This is a genomic window from Stenotrophomonas sp. (assembly GCF_032061965.1).
Lineage (GTDB): Bacteria > Pseudomonadota > Gammaproteobacteria > Xanthomonadales > Xanthomonadaceae > Stenotrophomonas.
Map to the genome: position 1 here is coordinate 19,871 of NZ_DAMBEF010000010.1, position 25,863 is coordinate 45,733.

Consider the following 25,863-nt stretch of genomic DNA (forward strand, 5'->3'; position numbering starts at 1 on the left):
CCTGCAGGAGGCGGGTTTGCCGACACGCCATCGCGGTCAAATTGATGACAAGCACACAGGGCGACGCGGACGCCGGCGTTCGTTGCTGACCGCGTGGCTGCTGCTGGCGTTGCTGCTGGCCAGTCTGCCGAGCCAGGCTGCGCGCTATACCGTGGCCGGCTGGGGCATGGAACAGGGGCTGCCGCACAATCTGGTGCAGTCGGTCGCCCAGAGCAGCGACGGCTTCATCTGGCTGGGTACCTGGGAAGGCGTGGTGCGCTTCAATGGCCGCAGCTTCACCGTATTTGACCGGCAGAACACCCCGGGTGTGGAGCTGTCCGGCGTGCTCAGCATGCTGCCCGAGGCAGACGGTGGCATGGTGTTCGGCACCGTCAGCAACGGCCTTTACCGCTACCACGGCGGCAAATGGGCAGCGTTGGGGGGCAATGACGCGCGCAACATTGCGGTCAATGCGATAGCACGCGATGCGTCGGGGGATCTGTGGATTGGCTCCAAGGACCGACTGCTGCGCCTGCAGCGCAATGGCCAACTGCTGGATGAAGGTCGTGCCCTCGGGTTGCCGCAGGTCGCGGTCACCGCGCTGCGCTGGGACAGTGATGGCAGCTTGCTGATCGCCACGGAGCAGGGTGTCTACCAGCTACGCGAAGGGCGCATGAAGCACTGGCCACAGGTGGCCACCCAGGTGGTGCGCGACCTGGTCAAGGACATGGCCGGCGGTTGGATCCTTGCCACCGATGATGGTATCCACCATTTGCACGCCAACGGCTGGCAGGAACATCTGTTGCCGGGTGAGCGTGTGGACGCAGTGCGCCGCGATGCGGCCGGCGGTCTGTGGCTCAGCCTTTCCGCTGGCCGCCTGCAGCGGCTGTACGCAGGCAAGGTCGAGGCGGTCAGCATTCCCGGTCAGGTAAGCCCGGCCTTGTTGATCGACCACGAAGGCTTGGTGTGGTGTGGCAGTACCGATGGCCTGTTCCGGGTCGACGAAGGCGCTGCGCAAGGCATCACCAAATCCGATGGACTGGGTTCGGACTACGTCCGTGCAGTGATGCAGGGCGCGGACGATAGCGTCTGGGTAGGTCATTCCGAAGGCCTGGATCGCCTGCAGGGCGAGCGGATCCAGCATGTGCGACTTCTGCCAGGACAGGGACGGGATGCCTCCGTGCTGGCATTGGCCCAACACGGCGAGGGTGTCTGGGCCGGCACATACAACCAGGGCGTGTTCGACCTTGATGCGACAGGTCGGGTCAGGCAGCAACTGCGGCTGCCCGGTTCGGTGCAACCGCTGGTCCGCGCGCTGCTGGCCGATGCCGACGGCAGCCTGTGGATTGGCAGCAGTGATGGTCTCTACCACTACGACGGCAACCACGGCTTTCGTCACTTTGGCCTGGAAGAAGGCATCCCCGGCCTGGTGGTGCACACCTTGTATCGGGATGGTGCCGGCGCCTTGTGGATTGGTACCGACAGCGGCATGGCCATGCTCGACGGGGCAGGACGGCTGCAGTCCTGGATGGCGGACAAGGACATACCTGCGCGCTATGTCTTCGATTTTCTCGGCGACGAGAACGGCGACCTCTGGATAGCAAGCGATCATGGGCTGCTGCGCAAGCGCGGTCTGGATTTCGTCGTGTTCGACCACCGCAACGGCCTGCCGCGCGACAAGGTCTTCCGCATCCTCGACGACAAGACCGGGCACCTGTGGTTGCCCAGCAACCTGGGGGTTTTCCGTCTGGACCGGAGTGATCTGGTCGCGGTCGCTGCCGGTGCCCGTACACATTTGTCGGTGCAGGTGCTGGACCATACCGATGGAATGCCCAGCAGCCAGGCCAATGGCGCGTCATCGCCGGCCGGCTGGATGACCCGCGCGGGCAAATTGCTGCTGCCTACCGGCAGCGGTCTGGCGGTCGTGGACCCCAGCCGTGTCGACAACAATGCGCGTCTGCGCAAATTGCCGGTGGTGATCGAAAGCGTGATGGTGGACGGCGATCCCCAGCCCTTGAAGGACAGCTACGCGTTGCCGCCGGAGGTGGAGCGCGTGGCGGTGGCATTTGCGGGCTTGGGTTATCGCGCACCGGACAAAATGCGCTACCGCTATCGTCTGGAAGGCTTCGACACCGACTGGGTGGACGCCGGCGCGCGCACCGAGGCGGTGTACACCAACCTCCCACCGGGAAGCTATCGGCTGCGGGTGCAGGCGATGTCGCTGCCGCTGGATTGGGGCAACCCCAAGCGTGGCGGCGAAGCCAGCGTGCAGCTGGATGTCGCCACGCCCTTCTGGCAGCGGCCATGGGTGACGGCGCTGGTGGCGATGGGCCTGGCCGGTATCGTGATGTTTCTGGTGAGCTGGCGTACCGCCAGTTACCGCCGCCGCCAAAGGCAGTTGAATACGGAAATTGCAGCGCGTACACAGGAACTGCGCGACAAGAACCGCGCCTTGGAACAGACCGGTGCCGAGCGTGACGTGTTGTTGCACCGCCTGGAGCATCAGGCCATGCATGATGCGTTGACCAACCTGCCCAACCGGCGGGCAGGCGATGACAATCTCCAGCAGGCCCTGCGCGAGGCCCTGCAGGAGGGGACGCCCTTGTCGGTAGCGCTGCTGGACATCGACCACTTCAAACAGATCAATGACCGTTACGGCCACGAAGCGGGTGATCGGGTACTGCGCGACGTAGCCGGGTTGCTGCAGCTCAGCAGCGGCCACTTCGTTTCACGCCATGGTGGGGAGGAGTTCCTGGTCGTGCTGCGCGGTGTGGCGTTGGAGACAGCCGCAACGCAACTGCGCGAACTGGGCCAGCGCGTGGCACGGCTGCGCTGCGAAGAGGTGGACCCGGCGCTCAGCATCACCACCAGTATTGGCGTTGCAACACTGGCAGTGGGCCAAGATACGGTGCGCACCCTGCTCGCAGCCGCTGATCGGCAGCTCTACCGTGCAAAGCGCGAAGGGCGCAATCGCGTCCTGTCCTGATCGGAAGGACGCGTTGCAGTCATCGCGGTCTACTCAGTACAGGCCCTGCGCCAGCATCGCGTCGGCGACCTTGACGAAGCCGGCGATATTGGCGCCATCGACATAATTGACGCTGCCATCGGCGCGCACGCCATGCTGCACGCAGTTGGCGTGGATCTCCTTCATGATCACGTGCAGACGCTCGTCGACGTCGGCATGGCGCCAGGACAGGCGCAAGGCGTTCTGGCTCATTTCCAGGCCGGACGTGGCCACGCCACCGGCGTTGCTGGCCTTGCCCGGCGCATACAACGTGCCGGCCTGCAGGAACACATCCACCGCTTCCAGCGTGGACGGCATGTTGGCGCCTTCGGCCACGCATAGCACGCCGTTGTGTACCAACGTACGTGCATCGGTTTCGTCCAGCTCGTTCTGGGTGGCGCACGGCAGGGCGATATCGGCCGGGATATGCCAGGGGCGGCGGTCGGCAAGAAATTCGAAGCGGGCGTCGTCGGCCAGTTCTGACAGGCGGCCGCGACGCTCGTTCTTCAGCACCATCACTTCCTGCAGGCCCTGCTCGTCGAAGCCGTCGCGGGCATACAAGGTGCCGCCGGAGTCGGAGAAGGTCAGCACCTTCGCGCCGAGTTCGCTGGCCTTGATCGCCGCGTACTGGGCCACGTTGCCCGAGCCCGAGATCAGCACCTTGGCACCGTGGGTCTGGCGCTTGGCATGGTGCAGCATCTGCTCGACGAAGTAGACCGTGCCGAAGCCGGTGGCCTCCGGGCGCATCAGGCTGCCGCCGTAGGCCAGGCCCTTGCCGGTGAACACGCAGGCCGCATCGTTGCTGAGCTTCTTCATCATGCCGGCCATGAAGCCGACCTCGCGCGCGCCGACGCCGATATCACCGGCCGGCACGTCGGTATCCGGGCCGAGGTGGCGGTACAGCTCCAGCATCAGCGCCTGGCAGAAGCGCATCACCTCGCCATCGCTCTTGCCCTTGGGATCGAAGTCCGAGCCGCCCTTGCCACCGCCCATCGGCAGCGTGGTCAGCGCGTTCTTGAAGGTCTGCTCGAAGGCCAGGAACTTGAGGATGGACAGGTTCACCGACGGGTGGAAACGCATGCCGCCCTTGAACGGGCCAATGGCCGAGCTGTGCTGCACGCGCCAGGCGCGGTTGACGTGGGTCTGGCCCTTGTCATCGGCCCAGGCGACGCGGAACTGGATGACCCGCTCCGGCTCGACCAGACGTTCCAGCAACCCGTACTGCGTGTATTTCGGGTTCTGCTGCAGGAATGGCCACAGGCTGTGGGCCACTTCCTTTACTGCCTGCAGGAACTCGGATTGGTTGGGGTCGCGCTTGGCCACGTAGGCCAGGAAGTCGTCGGGGGTACGGTAGTTCAAGGTCATTCCTTTGTTGATGCGGGACCTGAAGCAACAGGTCCAATGAAGAAACGGCGTGGTGTCCACCTGCGGGAATGGCCCGCAAAAAAAGACGCGGCCAAGGGCCGCGTCGAGGTACTTCAGTGCAGCTGCGCAAGCACGGACTGGCCGGCTTGCTGGGTGCTGAGTGCCTGGCCTTGCGCGGCGAGATCAGCGGTGAAGTGACCCGCATCAAGCGCGGCGCTTACCGCCTGCTCGATGGCGGCCGCCTCGTCCTCCAGCCCCAGCGAATGACGCAGCAGCATTGCCGCGCTCAAGATGGTGGCATAGGGATTGGCGATGCCCTTGCCGGCGATGTCCGGTGCCGAACCGTGGATGGGTTCGTAGATGCCGACCTTGCCCTGTTCGCCCAGCGAGGCCGACGGCAGCAGGCCCAGCGAGCCGGCCAGCATCGAGGCTTCGTCGGTGAGGATGTCGCCGAACATGTTCTCGGTGACGATCACATCGTAGACGCGCGGCTTGGCGATCAGGTGCATGGCCATGGAGTCGACCAACTGGTGCTCCAGTTCAACGTCCGGGAATTCTTCGCGGCCGATGCGGGTGGCGATGTCACGCCACAGGCGCGAGGTTTCCAGCACGTTGGCCTTGTCCACCGAGGTGAGCTTGCCGCGACGGGCCTGGGCCAGGCGGAAGGCGCTGCGCAGCACGCGCTCGATCTCCACCGTGGTGTAGCGGCACAGGTCGCTGGCGCTGTCGGCGTCGCGGGTCTTGTCGCCAAAGTAGATGCCGCCGGTCAGCTCGCGCACCACGACGAAGTCCACGTCCTTGAGCAGTTCCGGCTTGATCGGCGAGGCATTGAGTGCCGCCGGGTGGGTGCGTACCGGGCGCAGGTTGGCAAACAGGCCCAGCGCCTTGCGGATGGCCAGCAGGCCTTGTTCCGGACGCACCTTGGCATTCGGGTCGGACCACTTCGGGCCACCGACGGCGCCCAGCAGGACCGCATCGGCCTTGCTGCAGGCATCCAGCGTGGCAGCCGGCAGCGGCTCGCCGTGCTTGTCGATGGCAATGCCGCCGATGTCGTATTCGCTGAAGCTGAAGCTGTGGCCGAAGCGGGTGGCGATGGCCTTGAGCACGTCAACGGCGACGGCAGTGATTTCAGGACCGATGCCGTCACCCGGCAGTACGACGATGTTGGCTTGCATGTAGAGGTTCCGGTTGCTTTGTACTGTTTTTGTCTGAAGCCCCTCTCCCTCCGGGAGAGGGGTTGGGGAGAGGGTAGGGCTCCACGAGCCGTTTGGCTGCGCAAGGCTTCGCGCGCTTACCCTCATCCGCCCCTGCGGGGCACCTTCTCCCGAAGGGAGAAGGGTTTGCCTCTTACGCTACTAGTGCAGCCTCAAAACGGCCAATCTCATCCGCTCGCCCCAGCAGCCAACCCAACTGGTCCACACCTTCCAACAGGCAGGTCTGCGAGAAACCATCCAGCGGGAACTGATAGGTCTTGCCGCTGGAAGTACGCAGCTCGCGCGCCGCCACATCCACGGTCAGCTCATCGTCCGGGTTCTGCATCAGCTCCTGCACGTCGGCTTCGTCCAGCACGATCGGCAGCAGGCCGTTCTTCAGCGAATTGCCGCGGAAAATATCGGCGATCTCGCTACTGACAATCGCCTGCAGGCCCAGATCGGTCAAGGCCCACGGCGCATGCTCGCGCGAGGAACCACAACCGAAGTTGCGTCCGGCCAACAGGATGGCGCGGCCCTGGTTGTGCGGCTGGTTGAAGGCAAACTCGGCGTTCGGTGAGCCATCGGCCTGCCAGCGCCAATCATTGAACGCGTTCTTGCCCAGGCCGGCACGCTCGGTGGTGGACAGGAAACGCGCCGGGATGATCTGGTCGGTGTCGATATTGGTCTGGCGCAGCACCACGGCGCGCGAAACGATGCGGGTCAGGGCGGCCATCAGTAAAGCTCCAGGTCGTAGCCCTTCTCCCTGCGGGAGAAGGTGGCGCGCAGCGCCGGATGAGGGTGGGCTTGCGCAGGGTGTTTACGGGAATGAGCAGCGGTCGCCCTCATCCGCCCCTTCGGGGCACCTTGTCCCGCAGGGAGAAGGGCAAAAGCGGCGGCCATCACGCCACCTCCTTGGCAAACAGCTCACGGGTATCGGCAACATGGCCATTGACCGCAGCCCAGGCCGCGCTCATCGGCGAGGCCAGCAAGGTGCGCGAGCCGGGGCCCTGGCGGCCTTCGAAGTTGCGGTTGCTGGTGCTCACCGCCAACTGGCCGGGCGCAACCAGATCACCATTCATGGCGATGCACATCGAGCAGCCCGGTTCGCGCCATTCGGCACCGGCAGCGCGCACGATCTCGTGGATGCCTTCGGCTTCGGCATCGCGCTTGACGATCTCCGAACCCGGCACCACCAGCATGCGCACACCATCGGCAACGCGGCGACCGCGCAGTACCTGCGCCACTTCGCGCATGTCGCTCAGGCGGCCATTGGTGCAGGAGCCGACGAACACCACGTCCACCGGCGTACCAATCAGGGCGTGGCCGGCTTCGAACTTCATGTAGTCCAGGCCCTTCTGCGCGGCGGCGTCGTTGGCGGCCGGGATCGGCGCATCAACCGCAATCGCGGTGCCCGGGTGCGTGCCCCAGGTCAGGGTCGGGCGGATGTCGGCGGCATCGATGTTCACCTCGACATCGAAGCGTGCGCCGTCGTCGCTGTTCAATGACGACCAATACGCCACGGCCTTGTCGAAGTCGGTGCCCTTGGGACCGCGCGGGGTCTTGGCGACCCAGTCGAAGGTGACCTGGTCCGGTGCCACCATGCCGGCGCGGGCGCCGGCTTCGATCGACATGTTGCACAGGGTCATGCGCTGTTCCATGTCCATCGCACGGATGGCCGAGCCACGGAATTCCAGCACATGGCCGGTGCCGCCGTTGACACCGATCACGCCGATGATGTGCAGCACCACGTCCTTGGCGCCGACACCCGGTGCCAGCTTGCCATCGACGCTGATCGCCATGGTCTTGGCCTTGCGCTGCAGCAGGCACTGCGTGGCCAATACGTGGCCGACTTCGCTGGTGCCGATGCCGAAGGCCAGCGAGCCGAAGGCGCCGTGGGTGGAGGTGTGGCTGTCACCGCAGACGATGGTCATGCCCGGCTGGGTGAAACCCTGCTCGGGGGCGATGACGTGGACAATGCCGCGGTTGGCCGAGGCCATGTCGAACAGCTCGATGCCGTACTCGGCGCAGTTCTTCGCCAGGGTTTCGACCTGCGCCTCGGAGGCCTTGCTGGCATAGGGCAGCTTGCCATCCGGACCGGCCGGCAAGGTCGGCGTGGAGTGGTCCATCGTCGCCTTGGTGCGGTCGGTGCGGCGCGGCTTCAGGCCACGCGCGCGCAGTTCGGTGAAGGCCTGCGGTGAGGTCACTTCGTGGATCAGGTGCAGGTCGATATACAGCACGGCCGGCGCGTTGTCGGACTCGGGGACGACAACGTGGGCGTCCCACAGCTTGTCGTACAGGGTTTTGGGTGCGGAGCTCATCAGTACGTTCCGTTGCCTATGTTCTGCCGTCGCGCTCAGGCGCTGACGGCTTCCTCGGTCTTGCTGCCTTGACGCTGGCGCAGCAGGCGGTTGGTGACATCCAGCCAGGCCAGTGCGCTGGCCTCGATGATGTCACGGCTGGTGCCGGTGCCTTCGAGGATCTCACCTTCGTGGCGTACGCTCAGGTTGGCCTCGCCACGTGCATCGGCGCCGATGCCGACGCTGTGCACGTGGTAGCTGTCCAGGCTCAGCTGGATGCCGGTGGCGGCCGACAGCGCCGAGAACAGTGCATCGACCGGGCCATCACCCTGCGCGGTTTCGGCCACGCGGTTGCCTTCTGGATCGGACAGTTCAACCAGGGCGTTGGCGCGGCTGCCTACATCGCTGATGGTCATCGACGCCAAGCGGTAGCCGTCGCTGCTGGAGGTACCCTGCATCAGGGTCTGCAGGTCGGCGTCGGTGACCACGCGCTGCTGCTCGCACAGCGCCTTGAACTGCTCGAAGACCAGCTTCAGTTCTTCTTCTTCCAGCCAGAAGCCCAGTGCACGCAGGCGTGCCTCGACCGCAGCGCGGCCGCTGTGGCGGCCCAGCACCATCTGCGAGGATTCCCAGCCCACGTCTTCCGGACGCATGATTTCGTAGGTGTTGCGGTTGCGCAGCATGCCGTGCTGGTGGATGCCAGATTCATGCGCGAAGGCATTGGCGCCGACAATGGCCTTGTTGCGCTGGACCGGCATGCCGACCAGACGCGACAGCAGCTGCGAGGTTGGGACGATGCGCTGGGTGTCGAAGCCGGTGTCGAAGTTGTAGAAGGCATTGCGCACCTTCAGCACCATCGCGATTTCTTCCAGCGCGCAGTTGCCGGCGCGCTCGCCGATGCCATTGATCGAACCTTCCACCTGGCGTGCACCGCCTTCGATGGCGGCCAGCGAGTTGGCGACGGCCAGGCCCAGGTCGTTGTGGCAGTGGGTGCTGAAGATCACCTTGTCGGCACCGGCGGCATTGGCGATCACGTGCTGGAACATCGCGCGGATTTCTTCCGGCGTGGTGAAGCCAACGGTATCGGGCAGGTTGATGGTGCGCGCGCCGGCGGCAATGGCTACCTGGGTGACTTCGGTCAGGAAGTCCAGCTCGGTGCGGGTGGCGTCTTCGGCGGAGAACTCGATGTCATCCAGATAGCCGCGGGCCATGGTCACGTGCTTGTGCACCGACTCCAGCACCTGCTCCTTGCTCATGCGCAGCTTGTGCTCGCGGTGCAGCGGACTGGTCGACAGGAACACATGCAGGCGCGGGCGTGCAGCGGCTTCCAGCGCCTTGACCGAGGTTTCGATATCGCCGGCCAGGCAGCGCGACAGCACTGCCAGGACCGGCTGTCGTACCTCGCGGCCGATCAGTGCCATGGCTTCACGGTCGGACTGCGAACTTGCGGGGAAGCCGGTTTCGATCACGTCCACGCCCAGTTCCGCTAGCGCCCTTGCCATCACCAGCTTCTGTGGTGGCGTCATGCTGCAGCCGGGTGATTGCTCACCGTCGCGCAGGGTCGTGTCGAAGATGGTAATTCGCGGGGTGTTGTTGGCTGGAGTATTCACCAGAGGGTCTCCTCGACTGCGGCGGTAACGGAAATATTGGGGGATTCGGATTTGGTGCTGCGCTGTGTCGATGCAACGACACGGCTTCTAAGTCGTTCGGCGTTACGCCGTCGCGGCTTGCGTGGAGGGCTGGGGCGGACTTCAGACAATAGCGTGGACAGTACCGTGGCATCGATGTTTCCACCTGAAACCACTGCGCATTTGCGCTTGCCGGAAACACGGCGGCCGGCAGCCAGGGCCAAGGCGCCTGCGCCTTCAGCGATGACGTGTTCTTCCAGTGCCAGGCGCACCAGGGTTTCGCGTAGTTCGGCTTCGCGCACGATGACCACATCGTCCAGCAGGCTGGCACACAGGCGGCGGGTGATGAAGCCGGGGATCTTCACTTTGACGCCATCGGCCAGGGTGGGCACCGGGTCGATCTCGCGCACGTCACCCTTGATCGCGCGGGCCATGGAATCCACGCCCTCGACCTGCGCGCCGATGATGCGCACGCCCTGTGATTTCAGGGCCAGTGCCACGCCCGATGCCAGGCCACCGCCGCCGATCGGCACGATCACCACGTCCGGCGCATGCGGGGCGATCTCGATGCCCAGCGTGCCCTGGCCGGCGATCACGTCCGGATCGTCGAAGGCGGACAGAAAGCGGTAGCCGTTCTGCTCGGCCAGCTCGCGGGCGAAGGCAAAGGCTTCGTCATAGCTGTTGCCGTACTGGCGCACGGTGGCGCCCCAATGCTGGACACCGGCAATCTTGGTGGCCGGTGCGCCGTGCGGCATCACCGTGATCGCCTGCACGCCGAGGCGGTGCGAGGCCCAGGCCACGCCCTGTGCATGGTTGCCGGCCGAGGCGCAGATCACCGGGCGCTCGTCGCCACGTTCCAGCGCGGCCAGCATTGCGTTCAAGGCGCCACGCACCTTGTAGGAACCGGTGCGCTGCAGGTTTTCCAACTTCAGCCAGGTGCCGAAACGTTCGGCGTAATGCAGCGGGGTAGGCGGCAGAAAACGGCGCAGGCGGGCCTGCGCGGCCAATACGTCGGCAACACTGACGTTCAGGACGTCAGCGGGTGCTGCAACTGCGACGGGGCGGCCACGATCAGGCATGGTGACGCCGGGATTCGGGATTCGGGATAGGGGATTGACGGTGCATCGCGGGCGGTTGGAGAAGACACCTCCGTTCAGTACCGCTCGCAGCCGCAGCCGAGCGGGTGCGGCTCCCGACTCCCGACTCCCCAATCCCGGCGCCACAAAGAAGACCCCTCCGTTGCTTGCGGCGGCGTACTACAGGTACGCCACTTACATCGCTGCTCATACGCTGGCACCTGCTACCGGTACCAGTCGCACGGATTCGCAGTCATAGACCTTCTGCAACTGGTGGCACAGCGTTTCCGGTGGGCGGGTGCCGTCGATGTCCATCTGCACATGCCAGCGGCCGGCATCGTCGGCGTTGCGCTGGCCGGCGATGTTGCTGGGGGCGAAGCCGCGCCGTTCGACCATGCCGATCACGCGCACCAGCGCGCCTTCGGCAGGCTTCAGCACCAGGTCAAGCCGGTATTGCATTGGAACTCTCCTGCGTTGCCTTGGCATGGGCCGGGTTGCTGTCCAGCATGGTGCTGTTGGCGTTGTTGGGTGGCACCAACGGCCAGACGTTGGCGCGTGCGTCGATGCCCACGTGCAGCAGCATCGGGCCGGGCGCGTCGAACAGTTCGGCCAGGCCGTCCTCGACTTCGGCGCGGTCGACGATGCGCTTGGCCTTGATGCCGAACACCTGGGCCAGGGCGACGAAGTCCGGGTTGTCGGACAGGTCGATCTCGCTGTAACGCTCGGCGTGGAACAGCTCCTGCCACTGGCGCACCATGCCCAGCGAGGAGTTGTCCAGCAGCACGATCTTGATCGGCAGCTTGCAGCGGGCGATGGTCACCAGCTCCTGCACGTTCATCATGAAGCTGCCATCGCCGGAGACCAGCACCACGGTGCGGTCGGGGCAGGCGAACTGCGCGCCCATCGCCGCCGGCAGGCCGAAGCCCATCGTGCCCAGCGCGCCGGAGGTCAGGTGGTTGCGCGGATGGTTGAAGCGGCAGTGCTGCGCCACCCACATCTGGTGCTGGCCGACATCGCAGGCGATCACCGTGTCTGCCGGCGCAACTTCGCTCAGCCGCTTCAGCAGGCGCGGGGCGTAGATCTGATCGCCGGGCGCATCGTAGCGGGCGGTGAACTTTTCGCGGTTGGCGGCGCAGCGGGCACGCCAGGTGTTGCAGTTGGCACGCTCGCCAGTCAGCGCCTGCAGGCCGTCGCGTACATTGCCCGGCAACGAGATGTCGGCACCGCGCAGCTTGGAGATTTCATAGATGTCCGCGTCCAGGTGGATGACGCGGGCAAACGGGGCGAACTCGGCCAGCTTGCCGGTGGCACGGTCATCAAAGCGTGCGCCGACCACGATCAGCAGGTCCGACTCCTGCACCGCCATGTTGGCGGCGCGGGTGCCGTGCATGCCCAGCATGCCCAGGTATTGCGGGTGGTTGGCGGGCAGGGCACCCAGGCCGCGCAGGGTCAGCACGGTGGGGATGCCGGTGGCTTCGACGAACTGGCGGAACTCGCCCACCGCATCGGCCAGGGCGATACCGCCGCCGCCGTAGATCACCGGCTTCTCGGCCTGGGCGATGGCAGTCAATGCCTGCGCCAATGCTTCGGCTGCCGGTGCCGGGATCGGATCGACCGAGGCCGGCACGTGATCAGGCAGATGTGCGGCATTGGCCAACTGCACATCCTTGGGCAGGTCGATCAGCACCGGACCGGGCCGCCCTTCGCGGGCGACACGGAAGGCTTCGGCAACCACGTGCGGCAGCTCATCGACGCTGCGCACCAGCCAGCTGTGCTTGACGATCGGCAAGGTCATGCCGAACACATCCAGTTCCTGGAAGGCATCGGTACCCAGCAACGGGGTACCGACCTGGCCGGTCAGGCACACCATCGGTACCGAGTCGAGCATGGCATCGGCGATGCCGGTGACCAGGTTGGACGCACCCGGGCCGGAAGTGGCCACGCATACGCCTACCTTGCCGCTGGCGCGGGCGTACCCGTTGGCGGCCAGCGCCGCGCCTTGCTCGTGACGTACCAGGATGTGCTTGAGGCTGGAGTCCACCAATGCGTCATAGAACGGCATGATGGTGCCGCCCGGGTAACCGAACAGCGTTTGCACGCCTTCGGCCTCCAGGGCCTGCGTCAGCCAGCGTGCGCCATTGCGTGGCGCACCGGGGGTGGATGTGTTCATGGAGCGACCTTTGCCTGTTGCGGGTGGGGGACCGCCGCGTGGATTACGCGGTCTGACCTTGCAGCCAGACCATCTTGGCGCGCAGTTCCTTGCCAACCTTTTCGATCGGATGTTCCATGTCGGCCTGCTGGAACTTCTTGTAGTTCGGCAGGCCGGCGTCGTACTCGGCTTCCCAGTTCCTGGTGAAGGTGCCGTTCTGGATGTCGGTCAGCACGTCCTTCATGCGTGCCTTCACCGAGGCATCGATCACGCGCGGGCCGCTGACGAAATCGCCGTACTGCGCGGTCTCGGAGATGAACTCCAGCATGCGGGTGATGCCGCCTTCGTAGAACAGGTCGACGATCAGCTTCAGTTCGTGCAGCACTTCGTAGTAGGCGATTTCCGGCTGGTAACCGGCTTCCACCAGCGTTTCAAAGCCGGCCTGGACCAGCGAGGAAGCGCCGCCGCACAGCACGGCCTGCTCGCCGAACAGATCGGTTTCGGTCTCTTCCTTGAAGGTGGTCTTGATGATGTTGGCGCGGGCGCCGCCCAGGCCGGCGGCATAGGCCAGGGCCAGCTGTTCGGCCTTGCCGCTCTTGTCCTGGTAGACCGCGTAGATGCACGGCACGCCGCGGCCGATTTCATACTCGCGACGGACCAGCGCACCCGGGCCCTTCGGCGCGACCAGCACCACGTCCAGGTCGGCGCGCGGCTCGATCATGCCGAAATGCACGTTCAGGCCGTGCGCGAACAGCAGGCAGGCGCCCTGCTTCATGTTCGGTGCCAGCACTTCGTTGTACAGCTTCTTCTGCACCATGTCCGGGGTCAGCACGGCGACCAGGTCGGCATCCTTGACCGCTTCGGCCGGGGTCTTGACGGTGAAGCCATCGGCCTGTGCCTTGACCTCGGTGGGGCCACCAGCGCGCAGGCCGACGATCACGTCGAAGCCGGATTCACGCAGGTTCATGGCATGGGCGCGGCCCTGGCTGCCGTAACCGACGACGGCGATTTTGATCTGGGGCAGTTCGTTGGTGCTCATGGTGCTTGGTTCCTTGCGATGAAGAGAGACATGCAGAAAAAGAAACGGCCGTTGCGTCAGGACGCAGCGGCCGGGGCGGGCAGGGCAGACACCATGCAGGTTGCAGCGCTGCAGGTGGCAGCGTTGGCGGTGTGTTTGTTCATGGTGTCTGGGGTCGAATACATGGTTTCAGATGAAATAGAAGCTGGAAACGAAAAACCCCGCACCGGGGTCGGCGCGGGGTCTTTAGTCGAATCTGGCTGTCTTTACGTTACGCGCCAGTCTGCCCCGCACCTGTTGGCTCGGTAATAAGTACGAGTACAAGAAGCGACGCCGCGGCGTGGGCCGGGGTCGGAGACAGGTCGGTGGTGGCGTTGTGGCGTTGCAGCATGGGTCGAGATAACCACCGCGTAACGGCGGTGTCAACGCTTGCAGGTGTGATTAGCAGAAATTGGCTGGCAGGCCCCGCTGGCGCTGCATGGTTTCTATTGAAACCTGCGCCTCGCAGTGCCGCGGCGGCGGTGATTGCGCGAAAGTTCGCCCGTCCGCGGCCGATGGATCGCTTTTTTGAAATGGGATGATTGGATTGCGACGCTTTTCCCGGTTTTACAGATAACAGGCCCTGCTGTTGGGGCCGGACCCGGGGATTTCATGGACAAGGTGAACGAACAGGCACAGGCACACAGCGACTGCTGCGGTGGGCATGTAGATACCGGCACGGTCGATGTTGTCTGTCTGATGGGCTACGCCGAGTCGCTGCCGGCGCCGCTGATCTACCGCAAGGGCTGGGCGCTGCTGGGCTATCTGGCGCTGGAATCCAATCGCATGCATTCACGCGCGGCATTGGCGGCGCTGTTCTGGCCGACGTTGAGTGAAACCAGCGCACTCACCAATCTGCGGCAGGTCCTGAGCAACCTCAATCGCTATTGCACTGAGCGCTTCGGCCCGGACGTGCTGTGCATCCAGCGTGCCAGCGTCGGGCTGCTGCGTGGTCAGCGCCTGCTGTTCGATATCGATGTTCTGCAGCACGCTCCCTGTGACGCGGCCAACCTGCTGGCCGAGCAGCGGATCTTCCTGGATGGCATGGAAGACATCGCCGACCTGGAGTTCCAGGCATGGCTGCAGACCTCGCGGCAGATGCTGGAGCTGCAGCTGATCAGTGCGGTGGAACGGTGCTGCGATCAGATGATCGCGCGCGCTCGCTGGGACTCGGCGATCAATCTGGCCAGCGCCCTGAGCCACCGCGACCCCTGGAACGAGGCGCATGCCCAGCGGATGATGCGGGCGCATGCAGGCAACGGCAGCAATGGTGGGGCGCTGACCGCCTACCAGCGCCTGGAAGCCTTCCTGCGCGATGACCTGGGCCTGGATCCCTGTCAGGAGACGCGACGCCTGCTGCAGCAGATCAGTGCGCTGGGCAGGGGCCTGCGGGTGGCCCCGGTGCAGTTGTCGGCACTGATCTGACACGCTGTACCCACGTCGGACTGGGCCGACTGCGCACAGGGTGATCTGGTCCACGTTTGCCATGCAGATCGGCACATGGTGGTGATGCGGGGCGCTGGGCTATCGTTGATGGCCCCCTGCCCCGGTACCGATCATGTTGCGTGCAGCGCTGTTGTTGACCCTGATCACCCTGCCTGCCGCCACGCTCGCGGCTGATCGCATCACTGGCCACGATTTCGCTACCCGTTCGGAAGTGATCGCGCCCCATGCCATGGCTGCGACTTCGCAGCCACTGGCCACCCAGATCGCACTGGATGTGATGAAGGCCGGCGGCTCGGCGGTGGACGCGGCCATCGCCGCCAACGCCGCGTTGGGCCTGATGGAGCCGACCGGCAACGGTGTCGGCGGTGATTTGTTCGCCATCGTTTGGGACCCAAAGACGCCGCAACTTCACGGTTACAACGGCTCGGGCAGGTCGCCGCGCTCCCTGACCCTGGCCGAGTTCCAGCGGCTTGGCTTGCGTGATATCCCCGCTACCGGGCCATTGCCGGTGTCCGTGCCGGGCGCGGTGGATGGCTGGTTCGCGCTGCACGAACGCTTTGGCCGCAAGCCGATGGCTGACAACCTGGCGCCAGCGATCCGCTATGCCCGCGAAGGCCACCCGGTGGCCGAGGTGATCGCCTATTACTGGGACCGGTCGGTGCCAAAGTTGTCCCAGTACCCTGGCTTCAAGGAACAGTTCACCCTCGACGGGCATGCGCCGCGCAAGGGGCAGATGTGGCGCAATCCCAACCTGGCCAACACCTTGCAGCAGATTGCCGACGGCGGACGGGATGCGTTCTACAAGGGCGACATCGCCCGCACCATTGGTGACTACTTCAAGGCCAATGGCGGCTATCTCAGCTACGAGGACATGGCGGCCCACCACGGTGAATGGGTAGAGCCGGTGAGCAGCAACTACCGCGGCTACGATGTGTGGGAGCTGCCGCCCAACAGCCAGGGCATTGCCGCGCTGCAGATCCTGAACATTCTTGAGGCCTACGATTTTTCGAAGATTCCGTTTGGCTCGGCCGAGCATGTGCACCTGTTTGTCGAGGCCAAGAAGCTGGCCTTCGCGGACCGTGCGCGTTTCTATGCGGACCCGGCGTTCTCACCGGCGCCGGTGCAACGCCTGATTTCCAAGGACTACGCCGCCGAGCGTCGTAGCCTGATCTCGATGGACAAGGCGCTGAAGGAAGTGCAGCCGGCGACGCCGAAGCAATTGGAGGAGGGCGACACCATCTACATGACCGTGGCCGATGCCGACGGCATGATGGTTTCGCTCATCCAGTCCAACTATCGCGGCATGGGCAGTGGCATGGCGCCTCCGGGCCTGGGCTTCATCCTGCAGGACCGTGGCGAGATGTTCGTGCTGCAGAAGGACCATCCCAACGGTTATGCGCCGGGCAAGCGTCCGTTCCAGACCATCATCCCGGCCTTCATCACCAAGGACGGCAAGCCGTTCGCCAGCTTCGGGGTGATGGGCGGTGCGATGCAGCCGCAGGGGCATGCACAGATCGTGATGAACCTTGTCGATTTCGGCATGAACCTGCAGGAGGCCGGCGATGCGCCCCGCATCCAGCATGAAGGGTCCACCGAACCGACCGGGCAGGCCGCCGCGATGAGCGATGGAGGCGAGGTCAATCTGGAGACGGGTTTCCCGTACGAGACCGTGCGCAGCCTGATGCGCAAGGGGCACCGCGTGGTGTTCGCCGACGGCCCGTACGGCGGCTACCAGGCCATCATGCGCGACGCCGACAGCGGCGTGTACTACGGCGCTTCGGAAAGCCGCAAGGATGGCCAGGCGGCGGGGTACTGAGTTTCTGGCGGAACATGCAGGCCGAACTCAATCTCCGCCTACGTTCCGTGATGCCTCTGCCCGCGCATCCTCCTGCGCCGCCTGCTCGCGTTCGATCCAGGACTCGAGCATGTGGCGCGCGCGCTGCGCCAGCCGGCGCTGGCGATTTTGCTCGGCGTCCAGTACGCGGTATAGCGACACCATCACCAGCACCATCAGCAGGGCGAAGGGCAGGGCGGCAATTGTGATCATGCCCTGCAGCGCATCCAATCCACCGGCCAGCAACAGCGCGGCAGCAATCAAGGCAATGGCCACCCCCCACACCAGCTTGCGCGACAGCGGTGGGTCGCCGGCTTCGTCGGTAGACATGCTGGCCAGTACCAGCACCGCCGAATCGGCCGAAGTGATGAAGAAGATCATCAACAGGACCAGTGCCAGTATCGACAGCAGCAGTGACGCGGGTAGGCTGTCAAACAAGGTGAACAGCACCGTTTCATAGCCATTGCCCAGTGCCAGCACCAGATCGGTGTGGCCGAACAGCTGCGACCACAGCGCTGTGCCACCGAATACCGAGAACCACAGGAAGCCGAGCAGGGTAGGCGCCAGCACCACGCCAACCACGAACTCGCGCACACTGCGGCCGCGCGATACGCGGGCAATGAACGAACCGACGAACGGTGCCCAGGCAATCCACCAGGCCCAGTAGAAGATGGTCCAGTCGGCCACCCAGGTGCTGCCCGAGAACGGCGACATGCGCAGGCTCATGGTCACCAACTGGTTGAGATAGGAGCCCAGGGTGGTGGTGAAGGTATCGAAAATGAAACCAGTCGGCCCCAGCACCAGTACTGCGGCCAGCAGCAGCGCAGCCAATGCCAGGTTGAAGTTGGACAGCCACTTGATGCCACGCTCCACGCCGCTACTGGTGGACAGCATGTACAGCACGAAGGCCACGGCGATGATGGTCAGCTGCAAGGGGACATCGGCGCGCAGTCCGAACACGCGTTGCAGGCCGGCGGCAATCTGGATGGTGCCAAAGCCCAGCGTGGTGGCTACGCCGATCGCGGTGGCGACCACGGCGGCGATATTGACCAGCTTGCCGAACCAGCCGCGATGGTGGCGGCCAATGATCGGCTGCAACATGTCGCTGACCAGGCCGCGACCATTGCGGTTGTACTGGAACCACGCCATCGCCAAGCCGATCAGCGCATAGATCGCCCAGGGATGCAGGCCCCAGTGGAAGAATGCATAGCGCATGGACGCGCGCGCCGCATCCATGCTCTGCGGTGGCAGGCCCTCGGGTGGGGTGACGAAATGCGACACCGGCTCGGCCGCGCCCCAGAACACCAGGCCGATGCCCATGCCGGCCGAGAACAGCATTGACAGCCAGCTGGCATTGGAAAAATCAGGCTCGGCATCCTCGCCGCCAATACGCAGGCTGCCAAAGCGGCCGAAGGCCAGGTACAGCAGGAAGCTGAGTGTCAGGAACACGATCAGCAGATACAACCAGCCCGCGCCGCGAACCACTTCGGCCAGTGCGGCCTGCACCACGTCGTTGAAGGGGCCGGGCGCGATGCCGGCGATCAGCACCAGCAAGGCAACCAGGGCGATGGAAATTCGGAACACCATCGAGGCTTCTCCGGTCATGGGATTGAGGGAAGCAGGCCACGGCTTGCAATACAGTCGGCGCGGATTCTGCGCCGGCGATGAAGAACGTGTTCACCGCGTGCCGATCCTAGTGAATGCGATGTCAGTGTTCCGTTAGCGTCTTCAGTGCGTCGCTTGCGCTAGCGCTGTCGGTTTGTGGTCTAATGCCGCCCGAAGCGGGGGTACCAAGGCCAATGGGCCGCGGTTGAGACATACCCTTCGAACCTGATCCGGTTGATACCGGCGTAGGGAAGCTTCGTGTACCTACCACGCGCCCGCTCGGGCCGTCGTGGCTGGTGTACGCCTTCGCTTCGTTCCGTCATGCAAATTCCTTGCATGGCCTTCGCACCCCGCGTGCGGGTAGACCAGGACGAACGCCAATGAATGCACAGCCCAGCCTGCAGCAACAGGCCCAGCAACTCTCCGAATCCGTGACCCGGCCGATTCCCGGCTCGTGCAAGGTCTTTGTCACCGGGTCGCACCCGGACCTGCAGGTGCCGATGCGCGAGATCGTGCTCTCCCGCACGCCGACGTTGTTCGGTGGTGAAGAGAACCCTCCGGTCACCGTGTATGACACCTCCGGCCCTTACACCGACCCCAACGCCACGATCGACCTGGCTGCGGGCCTGTCATCGCTGCGTGGCAACTGGATAGCGGAACGCGGTGATACGGAGCAGCTGCCGCAGCTGAGCTCGGCTTTTGGTCGCGCCCGCCAGCAGGATGTGCGGCTCGATGGCCTGCGTTTTCCGGGCCGCTTGCAGCCCCGGCGGGCCATTGCTGCCAGCAATGTCACCCAGATGCATTACGCGCGACGCGGCATCATCACGCCGGAAATGGAATATGTCGCGATCCGCGAAAACCAGCGCTTGGAGCAGGTGCAGGAAGCCGCGCTGCGCGCGCAACATCCCGGCCAAAGTTTTGGCGCCAGCATTCCGCCGCGGATCACCCCTGCGTTCGTGCGTGACGAAATCGCACGCGGCCGCGCGGTACTGCCGAACAACATCAATCACCCCGAGAGCGAGCCGATGATCATCGGCCGCAATTTCCTCACCAAGATCAACGCCAACATCGGCAACAGTGCCGTGTCCTCGGGTATCGCCGAAGAGGTCGAGAAGCTGGTGTGGGCGATCCGCTGGGGCGCGGATACGGTGATGGATCTTTCCACTGGCAAGCATATCCACGAGGCGCGCGAATGGATCCTGCGCAACTCGCCGGTGCCGATCGGCACCGTGCCGATCTACCAGGCCTTGGAAAAGGTGGACGGTCGCGCAGAGGAACTCAGCTGGGAGATCTTCCGCGACACCCTGATCGAACAGGCGGAGCAGGGCGTGGACTACTTCACCATCCATGCCGGCGTATTGCTGCGGCACGTACCGCTCACCGCACGGCGCGTTACCGGCATTGTCTCGCGCGGCGGCTCGATCATGGCCAAGTGGTGTCTGGCCCATCACAAGGAAAATTTCCTCTACACGCACTTCGAGGACATCTGCGACATCATGAAGGCCTACGACGTGTCTTTCAGCCTGGGCGATGGCCTGCGCCCGGGATGCATCGCCGACGCCAACGACGCTGCGCAGTTCGGTGAGCTGGAAGCACTTGGTGAGTTGACCAAGATTGCATGGAAGCATGACGTGCAGACGATCATCGAAGGTCCCGGCCATGTGCCCATGCAGCTGATCAAGCAGAACATGGACAAGCAGCTGGCCGAGTGTGGCGAAGCGCCGTTCTACACACTGGGACCGCTGACCACCGATATCGCACCGGGCTACGACCACATCACCAGTGCCATCGGCGCGGCGATGATCGGCTGGTACGGCACGGCGATGCTGTGCTATGTGACGCCGAAGGAGCATCTGGGCTTGCCCAACCGCCAGGACGTGCGCGACGGCATCATGGCCTACAAGATTGCCGCGCATGCCGCCGACCTGGCCAAGGGCCATCCGGGCGCGCAGGTCCGTGACAACGCACTGAGCAAGGCGCGTTTCGAGTTTCGCTGGGAAGACCAGTTCCATCTTGGGCTGGATCCGGAAAAGGCCCGTGAGTTCCACGACGAGACCTTGCCCAAGGACGCGCACAAGCTGGCCCACTTCTGTTCCATGTGCGGGCCGCACTTCTGCTCGATGAAGATCACCCAGGATGTGCGCGAGTACGCCGCTGAGCAGGGCGTGGAGGCACAGCAGGCGCTGGCGCTGGGCATGGCGGAAAAATCGGCGCAGTTCCGTGCGCAGGGCAGCGAGGTCTATCGCGTCGAATAAGGACCGGGCGTGCGGGGGCAGCAAGGGCGTACTGCCCCCGCACGGTTGACGCCGGGTAGCCCCGGGTCGTGCTAGCGTTCAGCCGTCCATCGCAGGGGTAGCCGCCATGAAACTTCGCGTCGCTTTCCGTTTTATCGCCGTGTTGCTTGTGTTGGCCCTGGCTGCATGCGCCACCGGGCCACGGGTGGCCAGCCAGGCCGATCCCAGCGCCGATTTTTCGCGTTACCGCAGTTATGCGTTTTTCACGCCGTTGGCCCTGGAGCAGCACGGCTACACCACCATCACCAGCAATCGCATCCGCGCTGCGGTGCGTAGCCAGATGGAGGCGCGTGGCTACGTACTGGATGAGGCCAATCCGGACCTGTGGATCAACCTCAACGCGTATATGCAGGACAAGACCCGCGTGACGACGATGCCGGAAGTGGATTACGACTACTACTACAGTTATCGCGCGCGCAGTTATGTCGCCGTGCCGTATTGGCGGGACCGTACCGATGTACGCCAGTACACCGAAGGCACGCTCAACGTGGACGTGGTGGATGTGCGCCGCAAGCAGTTGGTCTGGGAAGGCGTGGCGGTTGGCACGGTTGGGCGCGTGGATCCTGCGCGGCAGGGTGAAAAGATCGATGCCGCGGTTGCTGCCATCTTCGCCGAGTACCCGTATCGGGCGGGCGGCGCGGCCAACTGAGTACGCGTCGCACGCCGTTTGTCATCAATCACTGGAATGCGCAAGGACACGCCTGCATGCAAGCCCGCCTGAGATGGATCGCATTGGCGCGAAAGCACCCATCGGCGTGGTTGCTGGCGGTGCAGTTGCTTGGCGTGTTGTTGTACCCGGCAATGGAGCACATGCCGGCCGGGCGCGCCTTGTTCGGCGCGTTCGGCATGGCGGTGCTCGGGCTCGCGGTATGGGTAGTGCGGCGCAGCCCGCTGGCGATCTGGATGGCGCTGACGCTGGCGATACCGGCCGTCGTTTTTTCCGTGGCGGGCGCTTTGCTGCACCAGTTCACGTTGACGGCAGTGGCGCAGATATTCGAGTGCCTGCTGTACTTCTATACGACGTGTAGCCTGATTGCCTACATGCTGCAGGACCACAAGGTCACCCGGGACGAGCTGTTCGCCGCCGGCGCGACATTCACGTTGTTGGCATGGGCGTTCGCCTTCGCCTATTCAGTCTGTCAGTTCTTCTATCCCGGCAGTTTCGTGGCCACCAGCGAAGGCGATTTCAGAAGCTGGGTGGAGTTGCTTTATCTGAGCTTCAGCTTGTTGTCGGGGGTAGGGCTCAGTGACGTCGTGCCGGTGCACGCGCAAGCACGCGCATTGGTGATGCTGGAGCAGTTTGCAGGGGTGATGTACGTCGCGTTGGTGGTATCGCGCCTGGTCGGCCTCACCATCTACAAAGCGGAGAAGACTGAACGCTAGTTAAAAAAAACGCGCCAAACGGCGCGAATTTTAGAGCGAATTATGTGACTTCGTCGGCGAGAGAGAGCCTGGTGTCTTCCACGCGCAAGCGCGTGGGTACAGCGATAGAGTAATATCGGTTCCAGTCGAAACATTTGCTCTTTCCGTCGATGCCTTTTGCGGATTCTGGCGGCTTTGCGCGACAGCGCAACGCTGGACACAGGATGTGTCCTTCACGATTTTTCTGATCGTCAATGTCCAACCTTGAACCTCAACCAGCAGCCACTGACCGGCTGCGCATCGGTGCGTGTGTCGTCGTTCTTTCCTCGCGGGAAGTCCACGCACCCAACGCCAACAAGGTGCAGCGGCTTACGCCCAAGAGTGTCGGTGTCCTGCTGGCACTGGCACGCCGTGCGGGTCAGGTAGTCACGCGGGACGAGCTGTTTGCGGAAGTATGGCCGGACACCTTGCCGACCAATGATGTGCTGACCCAGGCGGTCACGCAGTTGCGAAAGGCGTTCTCCGTTGGCGCTGGAACGACACCTTATATAGAGACCATCGCCAAGACCGGTTATCGCCTGTTGGTGCCCGTGGTGTGGGAGCAGGATCCCCCATCCCCGCAAGACACGGACGTGTCGCCCCCAGCTGCGTTGCCAGCGGCAGCAGCAGGCAAGACGCGGCACGCGCAGCGGCGTCTGCGGCGGTACGTGTTGTGGGCGATTGGCCTGGGCTTGCTTGCCAGTACCCTGCTGCTGGGCGCGTTGCTTTGGCAGCGTTCCTCTGGTGAGGCCGTCATGGCTGGCCGCAGCGACACCACCGTGGCCGGATCCAGGGTGCTGGGCAGCCCGCAGCGGCCGTATCGATTGATCACTTCCACCGCTGCCTACGAAACCCAGCCCAGCCTGTCGCCGGATGGTGCGCTGGTGGTATTTGCGCGGGAGAACGAAACCCGATCCTCGCTATGGGTCCAGAGCACGGGCACTGCCACCGCAACCCAGTTGCTGCAGCCACCGGATGGGGCGTCGGATCGATTCCCCGCGTGGTCGCCCAATGGCCGCCAGATTGCTTTTGCACGCTTCCATCCCGGCGGTACCTGCGAAGTGCTGCTGGTGTCGGCCACCGGCAGCAACCTGCGCCGCGCCGCGCGCTGCGATGGCACCGACATGCTGAGCTTCGATTGGTCGGCCGATGGGCGCAGTCTGGTGTTCGGCTCGATGACCGGGCGCTACGCCAGCCCGGGCATCCGCCTGCTGGCGTTGGATTCCGGGCGCTGGTCGGCGCTGTCCTACGAAAGAAACAGCGACGACTTCGACTACGCGCCGCGCTACTCCCTGGACGGCAAGCACATCGGTTTTGTGCGCAATCCCCAGGTTGGTGACATGTGGGTGATGGATGCTGATGGCAGCAATGCACGCCGTTTGACCGATGATGCTGCTGAAATACGCGGATGGACCTGGTTGGGGCCGGGCGAAATGGTGTTCGGCCGGCGGGTGGATAGCGAGTCGCGTCTTTACCAGCTGGATGTACCTACCAGGACGCTACGTGACATGGGGCTGGACGATGCCCAGCAACCCGCAGCATCGCGGCACGGGGGCAATCTTGCGTTTACCCGCGACCAGCCGCAGGTGCGGTTGTTCAAGGTGCCGCTTGGCACCCCGGCGGCCAAGCCGCAATCACTGTTTGCCTCCTCGGCACGCGATGGGCAGCCGATGATCGCGGCCGATGGCCGGCAATTGGCCTTCACGTCCGACCGTTCCGGCACCTTTGCACTGTGGTGGGGGCGGGTGGGGGAGCCGGATTCACTGCAGATGATCGATGGGCTGCGCCCGGAGGCGCGCCAGCCGATGACCTGGTCGGCCGATTCGCACAGCTTGCTGGTGACGGGGCGGGATGCCGATGGCGTGCCGGGAATATATGAAGTCGTGCCGGAAGAAGGGCATTGGAAGCGCCTGCCAGTGCCGGTGCACGAGCCTTTGCAGGCGGTTTACGGCCCGCAACCGCAGCTGTTGTGGGTGATCGAGCGCGATGAGCAGCAACGTATGCAGCTGACGCTGTTTGATCGCGGCCAGACACCCTGGAAACGCATGGCCTCGTTGGAGGGCGCCTCCCAGGTGCGCTTTGATGCGGCGGGTAACAGATTGCTTTTCACCCGTCTGGCCAGTGGCGGGCTGTGGCAGGTCGCGCCGGATTTGGCGCCGGAAAGCGTCAAGCCAGTGCAGGCCGAGGTGCCCAGCCGTTGGCGTTATCGCAGTTGGGCGGTGGCGGCCAATGGTGCAGTGGAATACCTGCATATCGGCCATGACTGCGCCAGCCAGCTCAGTTCCATCGATGGCGACGGCGCCAGCCAATGCCTGGACCAGGAACGTTTCAATTCCGGCAATGGCTTCAGTCTGGCGCCTGCGGGGGACGCGGCTTACGTCGCCCTGGTGGTGGCCGATGGCGGCGATATCGGGGTGATGCGTATCCCGGCGCGCGCACCGAGGCGACTGCTAGGGTTCGCCAAGTGGTTGCCTTGGTTGGGAAAAATGCTTTCGTAAGTTTTTCGGCAGGGGCTCGGCAAGAATTCGTCGCAATCTCGTCAGACTTTCCTGACCGTGTCCGCCAGAGTTGGCAAAACCATCGGCCATTGAAGGCAAATGATGGTGAGTGGCATGCGGCAGGTTTCCTGGGTTGATCGTGGGCAGTCGGTTTCGTTCGAGAAGGCGGAAGATGGCCCTCGGCCGGCATGTGTCGGCGTGGCGCGGCTGGGTAGCCTGCAGACGTCGGGAACGGTGTTCACGATCTGGCTGCAGTTGCGTGGCAGTGCCTGGGTCGAGTCCAAGGAAGGCAAGTTCCGTCTGCGCCAGCGCGAGTGGATTGCATTCGAGAAGGAATCGCGGCCGCTGATCCAGGCAGGCCGTGATGGGCTGTGCGTGGGCGTCGCCCTCGACGCCGATGCCTTGCGCATGCTCGGCGCGCTGGACTGCAGTGTCTTCACCGGCCGCGGTCGCATGAGCCTGGCCGAGGCCCGGCTTGCCCTGCGCTTGTGGCGGGATGCGCAGGAGCCCGGCAGCACCATTCATCAGCTGCGTCCCTTGTTGCTGCACTTGGCCTCGCTGCAGCGTGAAATGTCCGGCAGCCTGCAGCGCTGCCCGGGGCGTTCACGCATCCGCAAGCGCCAGGTGTTCGGCCGCATGCAGCGTGCGCGCATGTACCTGGAGGGCAACAGTCATCGCGTCGTGCGTATTGGCGAACTTGCCGAGCTGACCAATTTCTCCAGCTGGTATCTGTCCAAGACCTTCCAGAGTCTTTACGAGGAAAGCCCGCAATCGCTTTCGGCACGCCTGCGCCTGGAGCGTGCGGCGATGCTGCTGCGTGATACCGACATGATGATCGGCGAAGTCGCCTCTGCCAGTGGTTTTGACAACTGCTGCAGCTTTGCGCGCGCGTTTCGCGCCCGTTTTGGTACGTCGGCAACGCGCTATCGCGAGCTACCTGAATCTCTGACGCCAGACTCGGCAAAGCCTAAGAACGTTTCGCGCAAAACAATTAAGGCGGCGCAATCGTAACGTTCAGGGGTGTTTAACACACCGCT

At 64.3% G+C, this 25,863-nt stretch carries 19 protein-coding genes and 1 riboswitch; of the genes, 9 read left to right on the forward strand and 10 right to left on the reverse strand.

Going from position 1 to position 25,863, the window contains the following annotated elements; translation table 11 throughout:
• The first annotated feature begins 16 nt into the window (after positions 1–16).
• Positions 17–2,965, forward strand: coding sequence for a diguanylate cyclase (locus RT460_RS07195; RefSeq protein WP_313318065.1), 2,949 nt, complete (start codon positions 17–19; stop codon positions 2,963–2,965).
• 33 nt (positions 2,966–2,998) lie between these two features.
• On the opposite strand, the gene gdhA is transcribed toward RT460_RS07195, so the two are convergent.
• The 9 genes from gdhA to ilvC all read right to left on the reverse strand — a co-directional run bounded on the left by gdhA (position 2,999) and on the right by ilvC (position 13,730).
• Positions 2,999–4,342 (reverse strand): NADP-specific glutamate dehydrogenase, encoded by a 1,344-nt coding sequence (gene gdhA, locus RT460_RS07200; protein WP_313318066.1) that lies wholly within the window; start codon positions 4,340–4,342, stop codon positions 2,999–3,001.
• A gap of 119 nt (positions 4,343–4,461) precedes the next feature.
• Positions 4,462–5,523, reverse strand: a complete 1,062-nt coding sequence (leuB, locus tag RT460_RS07205) for a 3-isopropylmalate dehydrogenase (RefSeq protein WP_313318067.1) — start codon at positions 5,521–5,523, stop codon at positions 4,462–4,464.
• Between the two features lie 172 nt (positions 5,524–5,695).
• Positions 5,696–6,274 carry a 3-isopropylmalate dehydratase small subunit gene (gene leuD, locus RT460_RS07210; RefSeq protein WP_313318068.1) on the reverse strand — a complete coding sequence of 193 codons (579 nt, stop codon included), beginning with the start codon at positions 6,272–6,274 and terminating at the stop codon, positions 5,696–5,698.
• A 166-nt stretch (positions 6,275–6,440) separates the two neighbouring features.
• Entirely contained in the window at positions 6,441–7,859 is a 1,419-nt protein-coding gene (leuC, locus tag RT460_RS07215; RefSeq protein ID WP_313318070.1) for a 3-isopropylmalate dehydratase large subunit, read from the reverse strand.
• Between the two features lie 35 nt (positions 7,860–7,894).
• A complete protein-coding gene (locus RT460_RS07220; RefSeq protein WP_313318197.1) occupies positions 7,895–9,451 on the reverse strand; it encodes a 2-isopropylmalate synthase in 1,557 nt (518 codons plus the stop codon).
• On the reverse strand, positions 9,445–10,545 hold the full coding sequence (locus RT460_RS07225; RefSeq protein WP_313318072.1) for a threonine dehydratase: 1,101 nt from the start codon (positions 10,543–10,545) through the stop codon (positions 9,445–9,447). The genes RT460_RS07220 and RT460_RS07225 overlap by 7 nt, the downstream gene beginning before the upstream one ends.
• Before the next feature lie 204 nt (positions 10,546–10,749).
• Positions 10,750–11,001, reverse strand: coding sequence for an ACT domain-containing protein (locus RT460_RS07230; RefSeq protein ID WP_313318073.1), 252 nt, complete (start codon positions 10,999–11,001; stop codon positions 10,750–10,752).
• On the reverse strand, positions 10,985–12,712 hold the full coding sequence (gene ilvG / locus RT460_RS07235) for an acetolactate synthase 2 catalytic subunit (protein ID WP_313318075.1): 1,728 nt from the start codon (positions 12,710–12,712) through the stop codon (positions 10,985–10,987). The genes RT460_RS07230 and ilvG overlap by 17 nt, the downstream gene beginning before the upstream one ends.
• Before the next feature lie 43 nt (positions 12,713–12,755).
• On the reverse strand, positions 12,756–13,730 hold the full coding sequence (gene ilvC / locus RT460_RS07240; protein ID WP_313318077.1) for a ketol-acid reductoisomerase: 975 nt from the start codon (positions 13,728–13,730) through the stop codon (positions 12,756–12,758).
• Positions 13,731–13,760: 30 nt separating this feature from the next.
• On the opposite strand from ilvC, the gene RT460_RS07245 reads away from it, so the two are divergent.
• The 3 genes from RT460_RS07245 (at position 13,761) to ggt (ending at position 17,010) form a co-directional block, all read left to right on the forward strand.
• Positions 13,761–14,018, forward strand: coding sequence for a hypothetical protein (locus RT460_RS07245; RefSeq protein WP_313318080.1), 258 nt, complete (start codon positions 13,761–13,763; stop codon positions 14,016–14,018).
• Positions 14,019–14,360: 342 nt separating this feature from the next.
• Positions 14,361–15,173, forward strand: a complete 813-nt coding sequence (locus RT460_RS07250; RefSeq protein ID WP_313318082.1) for a BTAD domain-containing putative transcriptional regulator — start codon at positions 14,361–14,363, stop codon at positions 15,171–15,173.
• A gap of 133 nt (positions 15,174–15,306) precedes the next feature.
• Complete coding sequence (gene ggt / locus RT460_RS07255; RefSeq protein ID WP_313318084.1) at positions 15,307–17,010, forward strand: gamma-glutamyltransferase; 1,704 nt, start codon at positions 15,307–15,309, stop codon at positions 17,008–17,010.
• A gap of 27 nt (positions 17,011–17,037) precedes the next feature.
• On the opposite strand, the gene RT460_RS07260 is transcribed toward ggt, so the two are convergent.
• Positions 17,038–18,615, reverse strand: a complete 1,578-nt coding sequence (locus tag RT460_RS07260; RefSeq protein WP_313318086.1) for a BCCT family transporter — start codon at positions 18,613–18,615, stop codon at positions 17,038–17,040.
• Positions 18,616–18,801: 186 nt separating this feature from the next.
• Positions 18,802–18,903, forward strand: a riboswitch (TPP riboswitch).
• A 110-nt stretch (positions 18,904–19,013) separates the two neighbouring features.
• On the opposite strand from RT460_RS07260, the gene thiC reads away from it, so the two are divergent.
• The 5 genes from thiC (at position 19,014) to RT460_RS07285 (ending at position 25,837) form a co-directional block, all read left to right on the forward strand.
• Positions 19,014–20,888, forward strand: coding sequence for a phosphomethylpyrimidine synthase ThiC (gene thiC / locus RT460_RS07265; RefSeq protein ID WP_313318088.1), 1,875 nt, complete (start codon positions 19,014–19,016; stop codon positions 20,886–20,888).
• 106 nt (positions 20,889–20,994) lie between these two features.
• Positions 20,995–21,576 carry a DUF4136 domain-containing protein gene (locus RT460_RS07270; protein ID WP_313318090.1) on the forward strand — a complete coding sequence of 194 codons (582 nt, stop codon included), beginning with the start codon at positions 20,995–20,997 and terminating at the stop codon, positions 21,574–21,576.
• A 56-nt stretch (positions 21,577–21,632) separates the two neighbouring features.
• Positions 21,633–22,310, forward strand: coding sequence for an ion channel (locus tag RT460_RS07275; RefSeq protein WP_313318092.1), 678 nt, complete (start codon positions 21,633–21,635; stop codon positions 22,308–22,310).
• A 233-nt stretch (positions 22,311–22,543) separates the two neighbouring features.
• Entirely contained in the window at positions 22,544–24,826 is a 2,283-nt protein-coding gene (locus tag RT460_RS07280; protein WP_313318094.1) for a winged helix-turn-helix domain-containing protein, read from the forward strand.
• Between the two features lie 114 nt (positions 24,827–24,940).
• A complete protein-coding gene (locus RT460_RS07285) occupies positions 24,941–25,837 on the forward strand; it encodes a helix-turn-helix transcriptional regulator (RefSeq protein WP_313318097.1) in 897 nt (298 codons plus the stop codon).
• Positions 25,838–25,863: the final 26 nt, after the last annotated feature.